Origin of the sequence: Pseudobutyrivibrio ruminis DSM 9787, assembly GCF_900218035.1 — a bacterium.
Classification (GTDB): Bacteria; Bacillota; Clostridia; order Lachnospirales; family Lachnospiraceae; genus Pseudobutyrivibrio; species Pseudobutyrivibrio ruminis.
Window position 1 is genome coordinate 88,316 of the sequence record NZ_OBMR01000009.1, and the last position, 20,150, is coordinate 108,465.

16 protein-coding genes and 2 tRNA genes are annotated in these 20,150 nt (G+C 38.8%); 17 read left to right on the top strand and 1 reads right to left on the bottom strand.

The features are described from left to right. Window positions 1-28: 28 nt before the first annotated feature. From gyrA to CRN97_RS10400, 12 genes are all read left to right on the top strand, one after another. On the top strand, window positions 29-2,563 hold the full coding sequence (gene gyrA / locus CRN97_RS10345) for a DNA gyrase subunit A (protein ID WP_097076823.1): 2,535 nt from the start codon (window positions 29-31) through the stop codon (window positions 2,561-2,563). Between the two features lie 115 nt (window positions 2,564-2,678). Further along, window positions 2,679-3,521 (top strand): fumarate hydratase, encoded by an 843-nt coding sequence (locus CRN97_RS10350; protein WP_097076824.1) that lies wholly within the window; start codon window positions 2,679-2,681, stop codon window positions 3,519-3,521. Next, a complete protein-coding gene (locus CRN97_RS10355; RefSeq protein WP_097076825.1) occupies window positions 3,521-4,075 on the top strand; it encodes a Fe-S-containing hydro-lyase in 555 nt (184 codons plus the stop codon). The genes CRN97_RS10350 and CRN97_RS10355 overlap by 1 nt, the downstream gene beginning before the upstream one ends. A gap of 58 nt (window positions 4,076-4,133) precedes the next feature. After that, window positions 4,134-5,045, top strand: a complete 912-nt coding sequence (locus CRN97_RS10360) for an ABC transporter permease (RefSeq protein WP_044939277.1) — start codon at window positions 4,134-4,136, stop codon at window positions 5,043-5,045. A 27-nt stretch (window positions 5,046-5,072) separates the two neighbouring features. Continuing rightward, window positions 5,073-6,131, top strand: a complete 1,059-nt coding sequence (locus tag CRN97_RS10365) for an ABC transporter permease (protein ID WP_044939280.1) — start codon at window positions 5,073-5,075, stop codon at window positions 6,129-6,131. Window positions 6,132-6,143: 12 nt separating this feature from the next. Continuing rightward, window positions 6,144-7,148 (top strand): ABC transporter ATP-binding protein, encoded by a 1,005-nt coding sequence (locus tag CRN97_RS10370; RefSeq protein WP_097076826.1) that lies wholly within the window; start codon window positions 6,144-6,146, stop codon window positions 7,146-7,148. Continuing rightward, window positions 7,141-8,118 (top strand): ABC transporter ATP-binding protein, encoded by a 978-nt coding sequence (locus CRN97_RS10375; protein WP_097076827.1) that lies wholly within the window; start codon window positions 7,141-7,143, stop codon window positions 8,116-8,118. Before CRN97_RS10370 ends, CRN97_RS10375 begins: the two co-directional genes overlap by 8 nt. Window positions 8,119-8,188: 70 nt before the next feature. Continuing rightward, window positions 8,189-9,910, top strand: a complete 1,722-nt coding sequence (locus CRN97_RS10380; protein ID WP_097076828.1) for a peptide ABC transporter substrate-binding protein — start codon at window positions 8,189-8,191, stop codon at window positions 9,908-9,910. Between the two features lie 139 nt (window positions 9,911-10,049). Further along, window positions 10,050-10,137, top strand: a tRNA-Ser gene (locus tag CRN97_RS10385). A 13-nt stretch (window positions 10,138-10,150) separates the two neighbouring features. Beyond that, window positions 10,151-10,221 (top strand) — tRNA-Cys (locus CRN97_RS10390). Between the two features lie 95 nt (window positions 10,222-10,316). After that, window positions 10,317-11,537: a tyrosine--tRNA ligase gene (gene tyrS, locus CRN97_RS10395; RefSeq protein ID WP_097076829.1), complete on the top strand. Its 1,221-nt coding sequence runs from the start codon at window positions 10,317-10,319 to the stop codon at window positions 11,535-11,537. Window positions 11,538-11,607: 70 nt separating this feature from the next. Beyond that, the gene (locus tag CRN97_RS10400; protein WP_097076830.1) at window positions 11,608-12,174 is read left to right on the top strand and encodes a phosphatase PAP2 family protein; all 567 of its coding nucleotides are present in this window, start codon (window positions 11,608-11,610) and stop codon (window positions 12,172-12,174) included. On the opposite strand, the gene CRN97_RS10405 is transcribed toward CRN97_RS10400, so the two are convergent. Next, window positions 12,171-13,832, bottom strand: a complete 1,662-nt coding sequence (locus CRN97_RS10405; protein ID WP_097076831.1) for an alpha-glucosidase — start codon at window positions 13,830-13,832, stop codon at window positions 12,171-12,173. The two genes, CRN97_RS10400 and CRN97_RS10405, sit on opposite strands and share 4 nt — an antisense overlap. A gap of 100 nt (window positions 13,833-13,932) precedes the next feature. On the opposite strand from CRN97_RS10405, the gene CRN97_RS10410 reads away from it, so the two are divergent. From CRN97_RS10410 to CRN97_RS10430, 5 genes are all read left to right on the top strand, one after another. Beyond that, window positions 13,933-14,940 (top strand): LacI family DNA-binding transcriptional regulator, encoded by a 1,008-nt coding sequence (locus tag CRN97_RS10410; RefSeq protein ID WP_179670739.1) that lies wholly within the window; start codon window positions 13,933-13,935, stop codon window positions 14,938-14,940. Between the two features lie 127 nt (window positions 14,941-15,067). Next, window positions 15,068-16,732, top strand: a complete 1,665-nt coding sequence (locus tag CRN97_RS10415; RefSeq protein ID WP_097076833.1) for a glycoside hydrolase family 13 protein — start codon at window positions 15,068-15,070, stop codon at window positions 16,730-16,732. Window positions 16,733-16,786: 54 nt separating this feature from the next. Beyond that, window positions 16,787-18,079 (top strand): ABC transporter substrate-binding protein, encoded by a 1,293-nt coding sequence (locus CRN97_RS10420; protein ID WP_097076834.1) that lies wholly within the window; start codon window positions 16,787-16,789, stop codon window positions 18,077-18,079. Window positions 18,080-18,146: 67 nt separating this feature from the next. After that, entirely contained in the window at window positions 18,147-19,205 is a 1,059-nt protein-coding gene (locus CRN97_RS10425) for a carbohydrate ABC transporter permease (RefSeq protein WP_097076835.1), read from the top strand. Continuing rightward, window positions 19,205-20,071 (top strand): carbohydrate ABC transporter permease, encoded by an 867-nt coding sequence (locus tag CRN97_RS10430; RefSeq protein ID WP_097076836.1) that lies wholly within the window; start codon window positions 19,205-19,207, stop codon window positions 20,069-20,071. Before CRN97_RS10425 ends, CRN97_RS10430 begins: the two co-directional genes overlap by 1 nt. Window positions 20,072-20,150 lie beyond the last annotated feature (79 nt).

Genomic DNA, 20,150 nt, shown 5'->3' on the forward strand with positions numbered 1-20,150 from the left:
GCCCCGATAGCAAAGACGAAGGAAAAATATGGACGACAAAATTTTTGATAATATTCATGATGTTGATCTGAAACAAACAATGGAAACCTCATACATCGATTATGCCATGAGTGTAATTGCCTCACGTGCACTTCCAGATGTAAGAGATGGTCTTAAGCCAGTACAGCGTAGAGTTCTCTTCTCTATGATTGAGCTTAATAATGGTCCCGACAAGCCACATAGAAAATGTGCACGTATTGTCGGTGATACAATGGGTAAGTATCACCCTCATGGTGATAGTTCTATTTATGGTGCACTTGTCAACATGGCACAGGAATGGAACACACGTTATCCACTGGTAGATGGCCATGGTAACTTCGGTTCTGTGGATGGTGATGGCGCCGCTGCCATGCGATACACAGAGGCACGTCTCTCAAAGATTTCCATGACAATGTTTGGTATCAACTACAAGGATGAAAAGTTCACCCTTGGTAAAGATATTGACATGGATGGCGTAGACTTCATGCCAAACTTTGATGAGACTGAAAAAGAGCCAACAGTTCTTCCAGCCCGCTACCCTAACCTTCTTGTTAACGGTACAACTGGTATCGCCGTAGGTATGGCTACAAACATTCCACCACACAATCTTCGTGAAGTAATTGGTGCTGTTAATAAAATCATCGACAATCAAATCGAGGAAGATAGAGATACAGAAATCGATGAGCTTCTTGATATTGTAAAGGGACCAGATTTTCCTACAGGTGGTGTAATCCTTGGAAAGGCTGGAATTGAAGAAGCATACCGTACAGGTCGTGCTAAAATCAGAGTTCGTGCCGTTTCAGAAATCGAACCAATGGACAACGGTAAAAGCAGAATTGTTGTTACTGAGCTTCCATACATGGTAAACAAAGCTCGTCTTATTGAAAAGATTGCAGAGCTTCACAAAGACAAGAGAATCGACGGAATCACTGATCTTCGTGATGAGTCATCTCGTGAAGGAATGAGAATCTGTATCGAGCTTAGACGTGATGTAAATCCAAACATCATTTTAAATCAGCTTTATAAGCACACTCAGCTTCAGGATACTTTTGGTGTTATCATGCTTGCACTTGTTGATAATCAGCCAAAGATCCTTAGCCTTAAGGAAATGCTTGTACATTACCTTAATCACCAGAAGGATGTTGTTACTCGTCGTACAAAGTACGAGCTTAACAAAGCTGAGGAACGTGCTCACATATTAGAGGGATTACTTATTGCCCTTGATAATATCGATGAAGTAATTCAGATTATCCGTAGTTCAGCTGATGTAGCAACAGCAAAGGCTACATTGATGGAGCGCTTTGGTCTTTCAGATGCTCAGGCTCAGGCCATTGTTGATATGCGTCTTCGTGCTCTTACAGGTTTGGAAAGAGACAAGATTCAGCAGGAATACAATGAATTACAGGTATTAATCGGAAAATTGAAGGCTATTCTCTCAGATGAAAAGGTTCTTCTTTCAGTAATCAAAACTGAAATTACAGAAATCGCTGATAAATATGGCGATGATAGACGTACATCAATCGGATTTGATGAGTACGATATCAATATGGAGGATATGATTCCTGTTACTAACACAGTTGTTACATTCACAAAGCTCGGATATATCAAGCGTATGAATGAGGACAACTTCAAGACTCAGCATAGAGGTGGTAAGGGAATCAAGGGTATGGATACAATTGATGATGATTACGTTGTTGAAATGCTTATGATGTCATCCCATGACTATCTCCTCTTCTTTACAAATAAGGGTCGAGTATACAGAATCAAAGCATACGAGATTCCAGAAAGCAGTAGAACAAGCCGAGGTATTGCAGTAGTTAATATCCTTCAGCTTCAGCCAGATGAAAAGGTAACTGCTATGATTCCTATTGAGGATTACAGCGAAGATAAATACTTATTCATGGCAACTGCAGATGGATTTGTTAAGAAGACAAAGATAACTGAATACGAGAATATTCGAAAGAATGGTCTTACAGCAATTACACTTCGTGATGATGATATGCTTATTGAGGTTAAGCTTACAGATGGCGATGAAGATGTAATTATGGTTACAAAATATGGTCAGGCAATTCGATTTAGCGAGACAGAGGTTCGCCCAACAGGTCGTGCAACAATGGGTGTTATCGGTATGAACCTTGCTGCAGATGATATGATTATTGGAATGCAGCTTATTTCTCAGGGTGAAAGCCTTATGACTGTATCAGAGAATGGTCTTGGTAAGTGTACTCTTATGACAGAGTTCAACACAATCCACCGTGGTGGTAAGGGTGTTAAGTGTTACAAGATTACAGAAAAGACTGGTAACCTTATCGGAGCAAAGGCAGTAGAAAAGGATGATGAAGTAATGCTCATTAATGATGCAGGTACAATCATCAGAATCAATGTTGCCGGTACTGCTCTACTTAGCAGAATTACATCTGGTGTAAAACTAATCGACTTAAAAGAAAATACTAAGTTGATTAGTATTGCAAAAGTTAGAAAAAGTGATACAATACTTGCGGAAGAGGTTGAAGAATTAAATGAAGGTTCAACAACCGAATCATAAAAGTGTGTAATAGCAATGGGGCTGTTATTTAAAAAATAGCAGCCCTTTTTATTTAAAACTTATTGCTTTACTCATTTAAAGTGACGATAAATTAAAGCATTAACAGGATATAGTGATGAAGAACATTAAAACAGCAGATATTGTTAACATCGTTAGTGAAATGTGTATTCAAGCAAATCATTATCTATCTGATGATATGAATTCACGATTAAAAAATTCTGTTAACACTGAAAAATCTGAGCTTGGAAAGAAAATTTTAAACCAGCTTAAAGAAAATCTTGATATAGCAGATAAGGAGCAGATTCCTATTTGTCAGGATACTGGAATGGCAGTATTTTTTGTGGAGATTGGGCAGGAAGTTCATATCGACGATGGACTTTTAACAGATGCTATAAACGAAGGCGTTAGAAAAGGTTACACTGAGGGATACCTTAGAAAGTCAGTAGTTTCAGATCCAATTGAAAGAATCAACACAAAAGATAATACACCTGCAGTAATCCATTATGATTATGTGGCTGGGGACAAATTAAAGATTACATTGGCACCAAAAGGATTTGGTTCTGAAAATATGAGTAGAATTTTCATGCTGAAGCCAGCTGATGGAATCGAGGGAGTTAAAGAAGCTATTCTTACGGCGGTAAAAGATGCTGGGCCAAATGCCTGTCCACCAATGGTTGTTGGTGTTGGCATAGGTGGAACTTTTGAAAAGTCAGCCCTCATGGCCAAACAAGCACTTACAAGAAGCTTCGACGATAGACCATCAACCCCATGGGTTAAAGACCTAGAGGATGAAATGCTTGAAAAGATTAATAATCTAGGCATTGGACCAGGCGGTCTCGGTGGTACTACTACTGCTCTAGCAGTAAACATTAATACATATGCAACTCACATTGCAGGACTACCAGTGGCAATCAATATTTGTTGCCACGTAAATAGGCATATTACAAGGGAGATTTAATGGAGCATAAAATTCAAACTCCAATAACTTCAGAAATAGCAACAACACTTCATTCAGGTGACTATGTCTACATCACAGGAGAAATATATGTTGCTAGAGATGCCGCCCACAAGCGGATGAAAGAAGCTCTTGATAAGGGAGAAGGACTTCCAATACCTATTGAAAATTCCACAATCTACTATATGGGACCATCCCCTGCCAGGGAAGGAAGACCAATTGGGTCGGCAGGTCCCACTACAGCAAGCCGTATGGATAAATATGCCCCACAGCTTCTTGACCTTGGAATGAAGGCAATGATTGGTAAGGGCAAAAGAAATCCAGAAGTTGTAGATGCCATAGTTAGAAACAAAGCTGTTTATTTTGCAGCTGTTGGAGGAGCTGGTGCTCTTCTATCAAAATGTATCAAATCTTCAGAAGTGATTTGTTACGACGACCTTGGAGCTGAAGCAATTAGAAAGCTTTATGTAGAGGATTTTCCAGTAATCGTTGTTATTGATTCAGATGGAAACAACCTATACGAAACGGCTATCAAGGAATTTCAAATTCTAAATTAGATTTAAAAACTGTGCGGGGTTTTTAAATAAAGTAGTACAAGAAAAGGAGTATAAAAAATTGGCAAAATATGTTGTTAAAAGAGTTTTGCTGGCATTCGTTACAGTAATCATTATTAGTTTGATTACATTCTTTGCAATGAATGCTATTCCAGGCGGTCCTTTCAATAAAGAAAAGGCAGTCAATGAAGCTGTTATTAGACAGCTTGAGGCTAGATATAATTTGGATAAGCCTCTGTGGGAGCAGTACATTATTTATATGAAAAATATGGCACACGGTGATTTCGGTGTATCTCTTAAAAACGGTCGTGAGATTAAAGATATTTTCGCGGAGAGTTTTCCTATCTCTGCAAAGATTGGTTTAATTGCAGCATTCTTCGCAATCATCTTTGGAATTATCCTTGGATCAATTGCAGCACTTAAGAGAAATAAATGGCAGGATAGATTGATTATCTTCTTCATTACGATAATTACATCGATGCCATCATTCGTAGTAGCAACTATTTTGCTTTACGTATTTAGTGTAAAGCTTGGTGTGATACAAGCTTTCTCTGCTGGAGAAAACTTAGTATTCTTGCCAGTGCTTGCTCTTTGTTTATCTCCACTTGCATATATTACTCGACTTACAAAGACATCAATGCTTGATGCACTTGGACAGGATTACATCCGTACAGCAAAGGCAAAGGGTGTTTCATCGAGAAAAGTTATCTTCGTTCATGGTCTTAGAAATGCATTAATTCCAGTTATTACTTATGTAGGACCAATGGTTGCTGGAATTCTTACAGGTTCAATGGTAGTAGAAGCAATCTTCAACCTTGGGGGCCTTGGATCAAAGTTCGTAAGTGCTATCACAAACCGTGACTACACACTTATCATGGCAACTACCATCTTCCTTGCAACAGTAATGGTAATTGCAAACCTTATAACAGATATTGTTTATAAGATTGTTGACCCTCGTATTAAGCTTGACTAAGAATCAATTGAAAAGGAGTTATATTCGATGAAGGACAATTTTAAAAAGGCGCCTTTTTCTGCACAGATTGACCTTAGCAAGTTTTCTATGCAGGATTTTGAAAAGGCAACAGACGAAGAAAAAAGACAGCAGGATGTTATGGGCGAATCTACTACATTCTTTAAGGATGGTATGAGACGTCTTAGAAAGAATCCATTAGCAATGCTTGCTATTGGAATTCTTATAGCACTTATCATAGTTATTATTTTTGCACCACTTGTTATTCCTTACGGTTATGCAGATATCATGAAAGGTTCTGCAAACTTACATCCATTTGAATACAGTGCATCAGAGCTTAAGCAGATAGCAAAAGGGGAAAGCGTATTCCCTCACATCTTTGGTACTGATTCTCTTGGAAGAGATTATTTTATCCGTGTAATTTATGGAGCTAGAGTTTCACTTGTAGTTGGTATCTTTGCATCAATCCTTGTTTTAATGATTGGTATGCTTTACGGTTCAATCTCAGGTTATCTTGGTGGACGAGTTGACCTTGTTATGATGAGAATTGTTGATATCATCTATTCTTTACCAGACATGTTGTTGATAATTCTTCTTGCTGTAGTTTTAAACGAAACACTTGGAAGTATTATCAAAGGAACTATTTTTGCAAAACTTGGAACAAATATGATTGCTTTGTTCATCGTATTTGGACTTTTATATTGGGTAGGTATGGCTCGTCTTATCAGAGGTCAGATTCTTACTATCAAGCAGAATGAATATGTTCTTGCTGCAAAATGTATCGGTACATCTACATCACGTACAATTTTGAAGCACATTTTACCAAACTGCTTATCAGTAATTATCATTACTACTGCCCTTCAGATTCCATCAGCTATCTTTACAGAGAGCTACCTTTCATTCGTAGGACTTGGTGTTTCTGCTCCAATGCCATCACTTGGTTCTCTTGCAAACGAAGCAAGAAGCGGTATGATGACATATCCAGAAAGACTTTTGTTCCCAGCATTTGCAATCTGCTTGATTGTACTTGCATTAAACTTACTTGGCGATGGTCTTCGTGACGCATTCGACCCAAAGTTATCTAGATAAGAGGTGATAGTGATGGAAGATTATAAGTACATATTAGAGTTGCAGGATCTACATACTACCTTTACTACAGATAACGGTGATGTAAGTGCTGTAAACGGAGTTAATTTTACACTTGAGCCAGGAAAGACTCTTGGTATCGTAGGTGAGTCTGGTTCAGGTAAATCAGTTACTGCATATTCTATAATGCAGATTCTTGCTGACAATGGAAGCATTTCCGGAGGCAAGGTTTTATACAAAGGCGAAAACATTGTAGATTGGGATGCTAAGCAGATGGCAGGTTTCCGTGGTAGATGCGTTTCTATCATTTTCCAGGATCCAATGACATCTCTTAACCCAGTATTTTCAATCGGTTATCAGTTAAAAGAGGCAATTCTTTTACATACAAATAAAACAAAGGAACAGGCAAACGAAAGAGCTAAGGAATTACTTAGCCTTGTAGGAATCAATGAGCCAGAAAAGCGTCTCAAACAGTATCCACATGAGCTTTCAGGTGGTATGAGACAGCGTGTTATGATTGCCATGGCACTTGCTTGTGAACCAGATATCCTTATTGCCGATGAGCCTACTACTGCCCTTGATGTTACAATCCAGGCACAGATTCTTGAGCTTATGCAGGATCTTCAGAAAAAGCTTGGTATGGCAATCATCATGGTAACTCATGACCTTGGTGTAATCGCATCTATGTGTGATGAAATCATCGTTATGTATGGTGGTCGTGTTTGTGAAAGAGGTACAGCAGATGATATCTTCTACTCTCCTTCACATGAATATACAAAGGGCTTACTCCGCTCTATTCCAACAAAATCAAACAGCAAAGAAAGATTAGTACCAATCGGTGGTACACCAATCAATCTTTTAAACATGCCAGAAGGTTGTGCATTCTGTCCTCGTTGCGATGAAGCAATGAAGATTTGCTTAAAGGAAAAGCCAGAAGAAATCAGAGTTGGCGAGACACACATGGCATCATGTTGGATGAATATTAAGAATATGAAGCAGGAGGAAGTAGTAAATGAGTAGCGAGAATATTTTAGAAGTAAGCCACTTAAAGCAGTACTTCCCAGTAAAAAATGGATTTAGAACAGTACCTCTTAAGGCTGTTGATGATATTTCTTTTACAATCAAGCCAGGTGAGACACTTGGTCTTGTAGGTGAGTCAGGTTGTGGTAAGACAACAGTAGGACGTACTCTTCTACGTCTTTACCAGCCAACAAGCGGACGTATTGTATTTGATGGCGATGTTCTTTTTGATAGCGAGAAAAAAATTGATGTAAAAATGCAGCCATATCGTAAGCAGATGCAGATGGTATTCCAGGATCCATACTCTTCTCTTAACCCACGTATGACTGTAGAAGATATTATTGGTGAGCCTCTTGATGTGCACAAGCTTTACACATCAAAGGGAGAGCGCCATGACAAAATCATGGAGCTTATGGAAACAGTAGGACTTAACGCAGAGCATGCAACACGTTATGCTCACGAGTTCTCAGGCGGACAGCGTCAGAGAATCGGTATTGCAAGAGCTCTTGCTGTAGATCCAAAATTCATCGTTTGTGATGAGCCTGTATCTGCTCTTGATGTTTCAATTCAGGCACAGGTTGTAAATATGTTTGAGGACCTTCAAAAGCAAAGAGGTTTATCATACTTATTTATCGCTCACGATTTATTAGTAGTTCAGCATATCTCTGACAGAATTGCTGTTATGTACTTAGGTCACATGATGGAAATTGCTGATGCAGATGAGCTTATGGACAACCCAATTCATCCATATACTCAGTCACTTCTTTCAGCAGTACCAATTCCAGATCCTGAGACAGCTAGAAAGAGCCAGAGAATTATTCTTGAGGGCGATGTTCCAAGTCCTCTAAAGATGCCTAGCGGATGTCCATTCAGAACAAGATGTCGCTACGCTACAGAGCAGTGTGCATGTGAGATGCCTCCATTTACAGATAGAGGAAATGGTCACATGGTTGCATGTTGGAACAAATAAGAGAAGGTATTGGTTTTAATTCCTATAGGGATTGAAATATAAAAGAGATTAAAATTATAGGAGGGATAGTATGAAGAAGAAATTAGTCTCATTAGTACTTGTTGCTGCTATGGCACTTTCAATGGTTGCTTGTGGCAATAAGGCAGCATCTACTGAGGGTTCATCTACAGGTGAAGCACCAGCAGTTGCAACAACAAAGGAAGATAAGACAACACTTAACATTTGGATGTCTAGTGAGCCAGCTCACATTGATCCAGCTCTTAACTCATCAGTAGATGGTGGATGTCTTGCAGTAAACTCATTTGAAGGTTTAATGCGTTACAATGAAGCAGGAGAGCTTGAGGAAGCTTGCGCAGAGAGCTATGAGGTATCAGATGATGGACTTACATACACATTCACAATGCGTGATGGTTTAAAGTGGTCTAACGGTGATGATCTTGATGCAACAGATTTCGTATACTCTTGGAAGCGTGCAGCTTCTCCAGAGGTTGCAGCTGATTACAGCTACCTTTGCGAGATTTTCCCAAGCTTCACATATGAAGAAGGCCTTGGTGATGGTGATGTAGTTGCTTCTGAAGATGGTAAGACACTTACAGTAACACTTAAGAGCGTATGCCCATATTTCCTTGATTTATGTGCATTCCCATTCTTCTTCCCAGTTAACCAGGAAGCTGTAGAAGCTTCTATGTCTGATGGTGATCCAGTTGGTACATGGGCTAACGATGCAGGCGAAAACTTCGTATGTAACGGTGCTTATGTTCTTAAATCATGGAACCATGATTCAGATATGACATATGTAAAGAACGACAATTACTGGGATGCTGATTCAGTAACAGTTACAACACTTAACGTAATGCTTACAGCTGAAACAACAGCTGCTTACACAGCTTACACAACAGGAGATCTTGATTTCATCGATGATATTCCTGTAGAGGAAATGGAAACAGCTAAGACAAGCTCAGAGTATGTAGTACTTGATAACCTTGGTACATACTATGCATCATTCAACTACAACACAGATCTTTATGATGAGCTTGGTCTTGATGAGGAGCAGGCTAAGGTATTCCGTCATGCTATCGCTCTTTTAATTGACCGTCAGTACATCATTGACACAGTAGGTCAGAACAACCAGGAAGTTGCTACATCATTTGTTCCAGCTGGATGCTCAGATGGTAACGGTGGTGAGTTCAAGAACAAGGATTACTACTCAACAGATTACGAAGCAAACGTAGAAGAGGCTAAATCACTTCTTGAGTCTATCGGATTATATGATACAGCTTCAGATGCTCTTACACAGGATATTTCATTAACATACCTTACAAACAACGTAGAAGGTAACGTAAAGATCGGTGAGTGTATCCAGGCTGACCTTGCAACAATCGGAATTAACCTTTCTATCGATCAGGAAGAGTGGAACGTATTCCAGGAGACACGTAAGGCTGGTAAGTATGACTTCGCTCGTGAAGGCTGGATTATGGACTACAACGATCCTGTAAACATGCTTGAAATGTACACAACAGCATCAGGAAACAACAATCCACAGTTCGGTAAGGATTCTAGCAAGGATCTTGATTGGGCTAAGTATGATGAGATGATTGAAGGTATTCGTACAGAGGCAGATCTTGCTGCACGTGCAGAGCTTATGCATGAGGCTGAGGATTACCTTATGGATACATGGTGCATCATCCCTATCTACTACTACAACGATCCATACATGATCAAGGATTATGTAAAGGGTGTATATGGTACTGTAGAGGGAATGAAGTACTTCTATCATGCAACAATCAACTAGTCTTTTTACTAGATTTTAAAGTGTGAAAAATTTTTGGGGAAATCGTGAAGATTTCCCCAAAATATTGTTGACAATGGTGCATTACTCTAGTAGAATAACACTTGCGTCGAAACAAAATAAGTAATTTACCTACAACTTTGGAGAAGTACTCAAGAGGCCGAAGAGGCGCCCCTGCTAAGGGTGTAGGTCGGGCAACCGGCGCGAGGGTTCAAATCCCTCCTTCTCCGTTTTACTTAATAAGGTGCCATAGCCAAGTGGTAAGGCAAAGGTCTGCAACACCTCTATCACCAGTTCAAATCTGGTTGGCACCTCTAATTTAAATCCCTCGACCCTAAGTAATGGGGGCGAGGGATTTTTGTTTATACAAAACTAACTATTCAAAAATGTGAGAAAGGAGAATTTTGCAATGACAATTTATGACGAGTTAGTTGCTCGTGGCCTGATTGCTCAGGTAACAAACGAAGAAGAAATTAAAAAATTAATAAATGAGGGCAAGGCAACTTTCTATATCGGCTTCGATTGTACTGCAGATAGCCTTACAGCCGGTCACTTTATGGCTCTCACACTTATGAAGAGATTACAGATGGCTGGCAACAAGCCAATCGCCCTTATCGGTGGCGGTACTACTATGATCGGCGATCCTTCAGGTCGTACAGACATGAGAAAGATGCTTACACGTGAGGACATCGATCACAACGCTGAGTGCTTCAAGCGTCAGATGGAGCGTTTCATCGATTTCTCTGATGGCAAAGCTCTTATGCTTAACAACGCTGATTGGTTACTTGACCTCAACTACGTAGAGCTTCTTAGAGAAGTTGGTGCATGTTTCTCAGTTAACAACATGCTTCGTGCTGAGTGCTACAAGCAGCGTATGGAAAAGGGACTTTCATTCCTTGAGTTCAACTACATGATTATGCAGTCATACGACTTCTATCACATGTTCCAGCACTATGATTGTAACCTTGAGTTCGGTGGTGACGATCAGTGGTCAAACATGCTTGGTGGTACAGAGCTTATCAGACGTAAGCTTGGTAAGGATGCTCACGCCATGACTATTACTCTTCTCACTGATTCACAGGGTAAGAAAATGGGTAAGACAGCTGGTAACGCAGTATGGCTTGATCCAAACAAGACTTCACCATTCGAGTTCTATCAGTACTGGAGAAATGTTGGTGATGCAGATGTTCTTAAGTGCATCCGTATGCTTACATTCCTTCCAATCGAGGAAATCCAGAAGATGGATAGCTGGGAAGGTGCACAGCTTAATGAAGCAAAGGATATCCTTGCTTATGAGCTTACACAGATGGTTCACGGTACAGAGGAGGCTGACAAGGCTCGCGAGGCTTCTAAGGCACTTTTCGCAGGTGGAGCAAACTCAGAAAACGTACCATGCCATAAGCTTTCAGATGAAGACTTCAAGGACGGTAAGGTAGATATCCTCCAGATCCTTGTTTCTGCTGGTCTTACAGCTAGCCGTGCAGAGGCTCGTCGTGCTGTTCAGCAGGGTGGTGTTTCAGTTAACGGAGATAAGGTTGCTGATCCATTTACATCATACGAAAAGGATGCATTTGCAGAGGAATTCCTTCTTAAGAAGGGCAAGAAATCGTTCTGCAAGATTGAAGCATAAAATCTAAAAATGATATAATAAAAGTGTCAAGATAACTTGGCACTTTTTTTTATAAAGGAGAATATAAATAATGGGTAACATTTTTTATTTTCAATGGGAGCTTGATTTACTCCACTGGTTTCAGAGCATACATAATAGCTTTTTAGACTGGATAGTTCCAAAGATTACTTCCTTAGGAAATGGCGGATGGTTTTGGATAGTTGTTACTCTCCTACTCTTGATTTTGCCATTCAATAGAAAGATGGGTGTGCAGGCAGCAATATCACTTATCATGACAGTTATTATTTGCAATGTGATTCTAAAGCCAAGTATTATGAGATGTCGACCATGTTGGCTTGAGACAGACGTACAGATGCTTGTAAGTATTCCAAAGGATTTTTCATTTCCATCAGGTCATTCAAATGCCAGTTTTGCTGTGGCAACTGCTATTTTTACAAGAAATAAAAAGCTTGGAATTCCAGCACTTGTACTAGCAGCTTTAATCGCCATAAGCCGTTTGTATGTGTTTGTACACTGGCCTACAGATGTGCTAGCAGGTTCCTTGATAGGAATCTGTGGTGGAATCACAAGCTTTTTCATTGTGAATTTTATTTATAAAAAATTCAATAGAAATGGTTTAAATGATGCCCGTATTTAAACCATTTCAACAACTAACAATTCGTAAGGAGAGAGCACAATTTCTGTGCCGTTAAATGAAGAATTGTCTAAGGTTTTGCTTGTATTGGAAAGCAAAACCTTTTTTATTTTAGAAGGTAAACTAAGTGTTTGGGCATCCTTCTGATAATTAGCAATAACCATTACACTCTTCTCTCCTACCCTACTGTAGGCAAGAAGGTTTTTCTGCTCTGGTTTGTATGGAGCAAATTCGCCATATACTAAAGTTGATTCATATTCAGGATTCTTTCTAAGTGAAATAAGCTCCTTATAAAAATTAAATACTGAATCCGAATTATTAATCTGTTCAGCAAGATTAATATGTTTATATTTTGGATTAATTAAAAGCCAAGGATTTCCAGAGGTAAATCCTGCATTCTCAGAGTCATCCCACTGGAAAGGGGTACGGGCATTATCTCTTGTCACATTTATAAGATGTGCAAGGGCCTCAGCATGTGTCTTCCCTTCATGTAATGCTGTTTCGTAGATGTTGGCATTTGCACAGTCATCCAAATCATTAACGTCATTAACTTTATCTAGGTTTTCCATACCTATTTCCTGTCCCTGGTAAATAAATGGAAGTCCAGGAAGAAGGAAGTATATACCTGCCAGCATCTTTTTGCTGGTGTCATCTAAATCTTCTTTTGGTATGAACCTTGAAACGCCTCTAGGTTCGTCATGATTTTCGATGATGTTAGAAAGAAAACCAATGCCATCAACTCTCTCATGTGCATTAAAAATCGCATTTTTATAGTTCTCAGGAGAAATATCTTCTTTTGTAGATTCAGCAGAAAAATCAAACATGGTAGAAAAGTATCCATGTGAGCCGATGAATAATGGAAGCTCCTCATCTTTTTCATTAAAGACTTCTCCTACGGTAAAGGCATCATGCTTTCTGAATGTCTCATCAGCTAATTCATTAAGGAACTCTCCTACCCCAGTTGCTTCTTTTAGCATATTGTCGATTGAGGAAAGTCCATCATCACCATCTACAGGATAATCTGAAAATGGAAGTTTCTTTTTAATGTTGATGATGGCGTCGATTCTAAATCCAGCAATACCCTTATCTAGCCACCAGTTAATCATTTGGTAAACTTCCTTGCGAAGCTTAGGGTTTTCCCAGTTCAAATCTGGCTGTTTCTTGTGGAACACATGAAGATAGATTTTGTCGTCATGTCCTGGCAATTTTTCCCATACACTACCTCCAAAGTAGCTACGCCAATTGCAAGGCAAAGGATCACCATCCTTGTAATCTTCAATGTAAAAAAATTTGCCGTATTCTCCGTCAGGGTCTTCGCAGGCTTTTTTAAACCATTCATGTTCATCAGAGCAATGGTTTACCACCAAATCCATTACAATTCCAATACCCCTCTTCTTCCCTTCTTCAATTAGACGGTCCAAATCAGCAATAGTGCCAAAGCGAGGGTCGATATCGTAGTAATCAGAAATATCATATCCCTGATCAGCTAAAGGTGAACAGTAAATAGGTGAAAGCCAAATAATATCAATTCCAAGATTCCGCAAATAATCTAGTTTTTCAATAACTCCGTTTATATCTCCAATACCATCCCCATTGGTATCATAAAAACTCTTTGGGTAGATTTGATAAGCTACCTTGTTGTGCCACCATTTTTTTTCCATGTAAAAGCCACTCCTTAGATTAATCTAAGTAAACGCTAACATAAAAATATTGACAGGTAAATAGGTTATGCGTATAACTAAAAACAAGGAGGAGAATGCTATGGTAAGAATCAAAGACATTGCAAAAACATGCGGGGTAAGTACAGCAACTGTGTCGTATGTACTGCATGGCAAGTATGAAAAGGTCTCAAAGGAAGTAAGAGAACGAATTGAAGCAGAAATAGCGGAAAGTGGATATATTACGAATCAATCTGCAATCAATCTGGTAAGCAGATGCTCAGGCTTAATTGGCGTAGCGGTAATGGATTCCAGCGATAAAAAGGATATTATGGGTGATCCATATTTTAGTATCCTCTTCTCCTATCTTGAAAAGGAATTTAGAAAAAGAGATAAATATATTTTGATTATTCTAGACCAGTCACCAGAACGAGTTGTTAAGGATGCCTTAAGATGGAATTTGGATGGACTGATTCTAAGCAACTACACCAAGGAAGCCATGATTGCAATCAGCCAGGAGTTTGTGAAACCCATTGTTACTTTAGATGCGGCATTCGTTTATGAGTACGATAAGCTGGTGCAAGTTTTTATTGATGATTATGATGGTGGCTACAAAATTGGCAGTTATTTGGCATCGATAGGTCATACAAATGTGGCCATGCTAGATGACAATGATGAGGAAGATACAAGACATAGATGGCGCGGATTCCGCCAAAGCTTTATCGATAATGGTATTGAAATCGATGAAAGCTCTCACTTTATTATCGATATGAAAAGGGAAGAACTGCAGGAAGGTTTGGACAGAATCTATCCAGCCTTAATAGAAAAATCAGCTGTTTTTTGTATTTCAGATTTCTACGCATTAAGAGTAATAAAATATTTAAACGAGCATGGAAAAACAGTACCTGAAGATATTTCAGTAGCAGGTTATGATGATATATTGTTTTCAAAACTATCCACACCAGAGCTTACAACAATACGCCAAAACGTACAGCAAAAAGCAGAATCTGCAGTAGATAGCATGATGAAAATGATTAAGAATAAGCCAGTGGACCATGACATAAAACTGCCGGTAGAGCTGGTTATTAGGGAGTCATGTAGGCAGTTGTAAAATATTAATAAAAATAAAAAACTAAATATGTCACATAGTAATAGTTATGTGCATAACCTTTGACCCAAGATTATTCTTGGGTTAATTTTTAGTTATAAGGTTATTCGTATAACTAAAGGAGGACAGAATGGAAAAGGCATGGTGGAAAGAAAGTGTCATTTACCAGATTTATCCAAGATCTTTTTGTGATTCAAATGGTGATGGCATTGGTGATTTAAATGGTATACGAAGTAAATTAGATTACTTACAAAAGCTTGGAATAAATGTAATTTGGCTAAGTCCAATATATAAATCTCCTAATGATGATAATGGATATGACATCTCAGATTATCAGGACATAATGGATGATTTCGGCAATATGGAGGATTTCGACGCCCTATTAAAAGAGGCTCACGAGCATGGAATCAAAATCGTAATGGATTTGGTAGTTAATCACACATCGGATGAGCACAAATGGTTTATCGAAAGCAGATCTTCAAAGGATAATCCTAAGAGAGATTATTACATCTGGCGAGAGCCAAAGGACGGCAAAGAGCCAAATAACTGGGGCTCATGTTTTTCAGGGTCGGCATGGGAGTTTGATGAAAAAACAGGAATGTATTATCTACATTGCTTTTCAAAAAAGCAGCCGGATTTGAACTGGGACAATGAAAAAGTCAGAGATGAAGTATTCAACATGATGACTTGGTGGTGTGAAAAGGGTATTGATGGATTCAGAATGGATGTAATATCAATGATTTCCAAAGTGCCTGGATTACCAGATGGTAAAAAAGAAGGAGATGCCCTTTATGGGGATTTGTCCAATACAACTAATGGCCCAAGAGTTCATGAGTATTTACAGGAAATGAGAAAGCGAGTGCTTTCAAAATACGACTTGATCACAGTTGGGGAGTGCGCAGGCGTAACTATAGAGGAAGCAAAGAAATATGCAAATTTAGATAATTCTGAGCTGAATATGGTTTTCCAATTTGAGCACACAGGACTAGATTACGACGAACGAGGAAAATGGACAACCAAAAGATTCTACTTGCCAGATCTTAAGGCAAACTTAAGTAAATGGCAGAATGAGCTCGAGGGCCAGGCATGGAATTCGTTGTATTGGGACAATCACGATCAGCCTAGAATCGTATCAAGACTTGGAGATGACTCACCACTATCAGCAAAGTGCATCGCCACAGTTCTTCACATGATGAAGGGTACGCCTTATATATATCAAGGCGAAGAGCTTGGAATGACAAATTATCCTTTCAAATCAATTGATGAATGTAGAGACATTGAAATAATCAATGCTTACAAGGAATTAGTTGGTGGAAATCGCATGACAGAGGAGGATTTGTTGGCAGGAATCAGAGCAAAAGGCCGAGATAATGCCAGAACTCCAATGCAGTGGGATGAAACAAAAGAAGCAGGATTTACAACAGGAAAACCTTGGATAGGAGTAAATCCAAATTACAAGACAATCAATGCAAAATCAGAATTAGAGGACAGCAATTCTGTATTTTATTATTATCAAAAGCTGATTGAGCTTAGAAGAAAAAGCGAGTGGTCAGACATTATCGTATATGGCACATACCAGCTTTTAGACAAGGAAGATGAAAATATATTTGCATACACAAGACAGTTTGGGGACAGAAAGATACTTGTTGTATGTAATGTAAGTGCCAATGAGGTGCAATACAAGCTGGATTTTGACGTGGAAGGAAAGGCTTGCTTGATTCGTAATTACGATAATGTGGATTTAAATATGGATATGAGTGTCCCAGCATGGTTTGCAGGAGTTTGGGAGATTTAATCAGGTACCAATGAGCAAAAGCTCTAAAAATAAAAAAGAAGGAGAGGTATTGGTATGAAGAAGAAGTTATTATCATTACTACTGGTAGGACTTATGGGAGCAAGCATCGTTGCATGTGGCGACACTGGCAGTGGAAGTACAAGCAGCGGAAATTCAAGTAAATCTATTCGATTAGTAAACGGAAAAATCGAAGTAGATTCACAATTGAAGAAGCTTGCTGAAATGTATGAAGAAGAGACAGGCGTTCATGTGGAAATCGAATCAATGGGCGGTGGTATCGATATCCAAGGTGAGCTCAAGGCCTACTATCAGTCAGATAATATGCCGGATATCTTCGTTTGCGGTGGGGCAGCAGACTTTGATAACTGGGATGGATTGCTGCAGGATATGAGCGACCAGGCATGGGTAAGTGATACAGATGCAGCATACACAAGTGATGATGGGGTGGTCGGATTCCCATACACTACAGAAGCAGTTGGTCTTGCATACAATGCTGACATTTTGAGTGCAGCAGGAGTTGATCCAGCATCAATCACTGGACCAGAATCTATGAGAAAAGCATTTGAAACTATCGATTCAAAGAAGGATGAGCTTGGACTTACAGCTGTAATTGGTTACTATGCAGAGCCAGTTAACCTATATTGGTCAACAGGAAATCATCTTTTTGGAAATTACCTTGATGCGGGTCTAGATAGAGATGATAGAACATACATCGATATGTTAAGTGATGGTGGAAAGCTTGATGATGCAAGATTTGCTGATTTTGCAGATATGGTTGAGCTCTTTAATGAATACGCAGACCAGTCACTTTTAGTATCAGGCACATATGATCAGCAGATTCTTAATTTTGCATCTGGAAAATATGCTTTCGTAACTCAGGGTTCTTGGATTGGTGCAACAATGACAGGTGATGACGCTAATGCATATAAAGAAGCAGGCAACTTTGAATGTGGAATGATTCCATATGCATTCGAAGAAGGAATCGACACAATCCTCACAAACTCTCCATCATGGTGGGCAGTATATAACGGTGGAAATGTAACAGAAGCAGAGGCATTTTTACAGTGGATGGCAGGAGATGAAGCTCAGGAAGTTCTTGTTATGGAAGCAGGTTTTATCAGCCCATATAAGTCATGCACATACGTAGCAAATGATCCATTTGCTGAGACAATTTCAGAGTACACTGCTGCAGGCAAGACATCAGCATGGCATTGGCTTGAAATGACAGATGGATATTCACAGAATTACACAGGTCAGGTATTTGCTGACTTTGCATCAGGAACTCTTAGCAAGGAAGAATTTATATCAACATTCAAGCAGGTAACTGAAAACGCATATGCACAGTAATTAAACTTATGAGATGGGAAGTCTCTAGGCTTTCCATCTCATATTGAATTTGCAGGGGGATAGTGGCATGAATACAGATAGTAAAAAATCCTTGTCATTAGTATTATTGGCGGCAGGCTGCTTTGGAATAATTTCAGCATTAGCACTGGATATTACAGGTAGTCAGTTTGTATTTAGAGGCGCCTTATTAATAATTGGAGCAATAGCTTTTTTGGGAGGATTGTACTTCTACCCAACAGAAAAACATCATAAGACAATAATAAATATAATATTTTTATTTCCACTGCTGTTTTGCTTTGTAGTAACAGTGATTATTCCTTTTGGACTGGGATTATTTTATTCAACAACAGATTGGAACGGAATAAGAATGACAGCTTTTGTTGGGCTTAGTAATTACAAGGCAATGTTTACAGAAATCAGCTTCTTGTGGTCACTTATAATAACAGTTTTATTTGTAATCATAAATATGATTGCAGTAAACGTAATAGGCCTTGCATTAGCAGTTTTATGTACAAGCAAAATAAGAGCTGTGGGATTTTTCAGAGCAGCTTACTTTATACCAAATCTTATTGGTGGTATCGTACTTGGATATTTATGGCAGTTTGTTTTTAACAATGTTGTTTTAAATTGGACTTTGAAATTATTTGAATATAACAGCTCAATGCTTTCAAAATATAACACAGCATTTTTTGCAATTGTTTTAGTTTATATCTGGCAGTATGCAGGATATATCATGATGATTTACATTACAGGACTTACAACAGTACCAACAGATGTAATAGAGGCTGCATCAATCGACGGAGCAACAGCTGTGCAAACATTTTTTAAAATAAAGCTACCAATGATTGCATCAACAATTACAATTTGTACATTCCTTACATTGCAGTCTGCCTTCAAGCAATTCGATGTAAATATGGCATTAACAAATGGAACAGGCTCTGTAAACTTCATGGGACAGTACCTTACAAATGGAACTCAGATGCTGGCACTTAATATCTACAACACAGCAATAACAAAGAATAATTACGCACTTGGCCAGGCAAAAGCTGTATTGTTCTTCATCATCCTTTCAATTGTTTCTATTATTCAGGTTCGTGTATCTAACAAGAGGGAGGTGGAGATGTAATGGTAAAGAAATTTACAGTAATAGATTTCATAATTAGAGTTTTAGTTATTATCATTGCAATGCTTGTTTTATTTCCATTTTTCCTAATAGTGATTAATGTATTTAGAAATGCAAATGATATAGTTAGTAATCCGGTGAGTGTGGCTGGTATGTCAGTGGAAAAATTGATGAACAACCTGACATCAGTAATTAATAATACCAATTTTAGTTTTTGGTCTGCTTTTGCCACATCAGCAATCGTAACAGTGTTTTCGCTAGTGCTCCTGGCACTATTTGGTGGAATGGCAGCTTGGGTAATCTGCAGAAATAAAACGAAATGGTCAGCATTTATATACATGGTATTTATCGCATCAATGATAATTCCATTCCAGGTAGTTATGCTTCCACTTATATCAACTTTTAGAGATGTGGGAAAATTCCTTGGAATTACAATGCTTCAATCCTTCCCTGGTATTATTTTTGCTTACCTAGGATTTGGTGGTGCAATGACAGTGTTTATCTTAAATGGATTTATAAAGACCATACCATACGAGCTTGAGGAAGCCGCATCAATTGACGGCTGTTCTCCAGAAGGTATTTATTTTAGAGTTATCTTCCCTCTTCTAAAACCACCAATTGTGACGGTTACAATTTTGAACGGCATGTGGATTTGGAACGATTACTTGCTGCCTTCATTGATGCTTGGTCATAACGGAAAGGTGAAAACACTTCCGGTTGCAGTACAAGCATTCATCGGCTCATATGTAAAACAGTGGGATTTGATTTTGACAGCAGCATTCCTTGCAATTATCCCAATGATAATCCTGTTTTTATTTGCACAAAAGCAGATTATGGGCGGTCTTGTAGATGGTGCTATTAAATCCTAGTGTTGACATTATGCGAGGATGTTTAGTATATTGTATACATCTCGTGAGGGAGTAGCTAGCGCTATTAAACGAATGCGTT

Bases quoted from the DNA above. Each gene is read 5' to 3' on its own strand.
- CRN97_RS10350 (WP_097076824.1), top strand. From the start codon at position 2,679: ATGAAGAACATTAAAACAGCAGATATTGTTAACATCGTTAGTGAAATG.
- CRN97_RS10380 (WP_097076828.1), top strand. From the start codon at position 8,189: ATGAAGAAGAAATTAGTCTCATTAGTACTTGTTGCTGCTATGGCACTT.
- CRN97_RS10420 (WP_097076834.1), top strand. From the start codon at position 16,787: ATGAAGAAGAAGTTATTATCATTACTACTGGTAGGACTTATGGGAGCA.
- CRN97_RS10355 (WP_097076825.1), top strand. From the start codon at position 3,521: ATGGAGCATAAAATTCAAACTCCAATAACTTCAGAAATAGCAACAACA.
- CRN97_RS10365 (WP_044939280.1), top strand. From the start codon at position 5,073: ATGAAGGACAATTTTAAAAAGGCGCCTTTTTCTGCACAGATTGACCTT.
- CRN97_RS10370 (WP_097076826.1), top strand. From the start codon at position 6,144: ATGGAAGATTATAAGTACATATTAGAGTTGCAGGATCTACATACTACC.
- tyrS (WP_097076829.1), top strand. From the start codon at position 10,317: ATGACAATTTATGACGAGTTAGTTGCTCGTGGCCTGATTGCTCAGGTA.
- CRN97_RS10375 (WP_097076827.1), top strand. From the start codon at position 7,141: ATGAGTAGCGAGAATATTTTAGAAGTAAGCCACTTAAAGCAGTACTTC.
- CRN97_RS10405 (WP_097076831.1), bottom strand. From the start codon at position 13,832: ATGGAAAAAAAATGGTGGCACAACAAGGTAGCTTATCAAATCTACCCA.
- CRN97_RS10425 (WP_097076835.1), top strand. From the start codon at position 18,147: ATGAATACAGATAGTAAAAAATCCTTGTCATTAGTATTATTGGCGGCA.
- CRN97_RS10415 (WP_097076833.1), top strand. From the start codon at position 15,068: ATGGAAAAGGCATGGTGGAAAGAAAGTGTCATTTACCAGATTTATCCA.
- CRN97_RS10410 (WP_179670739.1), top strand. From the start codon at position 13,933: ATGGTAAGAATCAAAGACATTGCAAAAACATGCGGGGTAAGTACAGCA.
- CRN97_RS10400 (WP_097076830.1), top strand. From the start codon at position 11,608: ATGGGTAACATTTTTTATTTTCAATGGGAGCTTGATTTACTCCACTGG.
- gyrA (WP_097076823.1), top strand. From the start codon at position 29: ATGGACGACAAAATTTTTGATAATATTCATGATGTTGATCTGAAACAA.
- CRN97_RS10430 (WP_097076836.1), top strand. From the start codon at position 19,205: ATGGTAAAGAAATTTACAGTAATAGATTTCATAATTAGAGTTTTAGTT.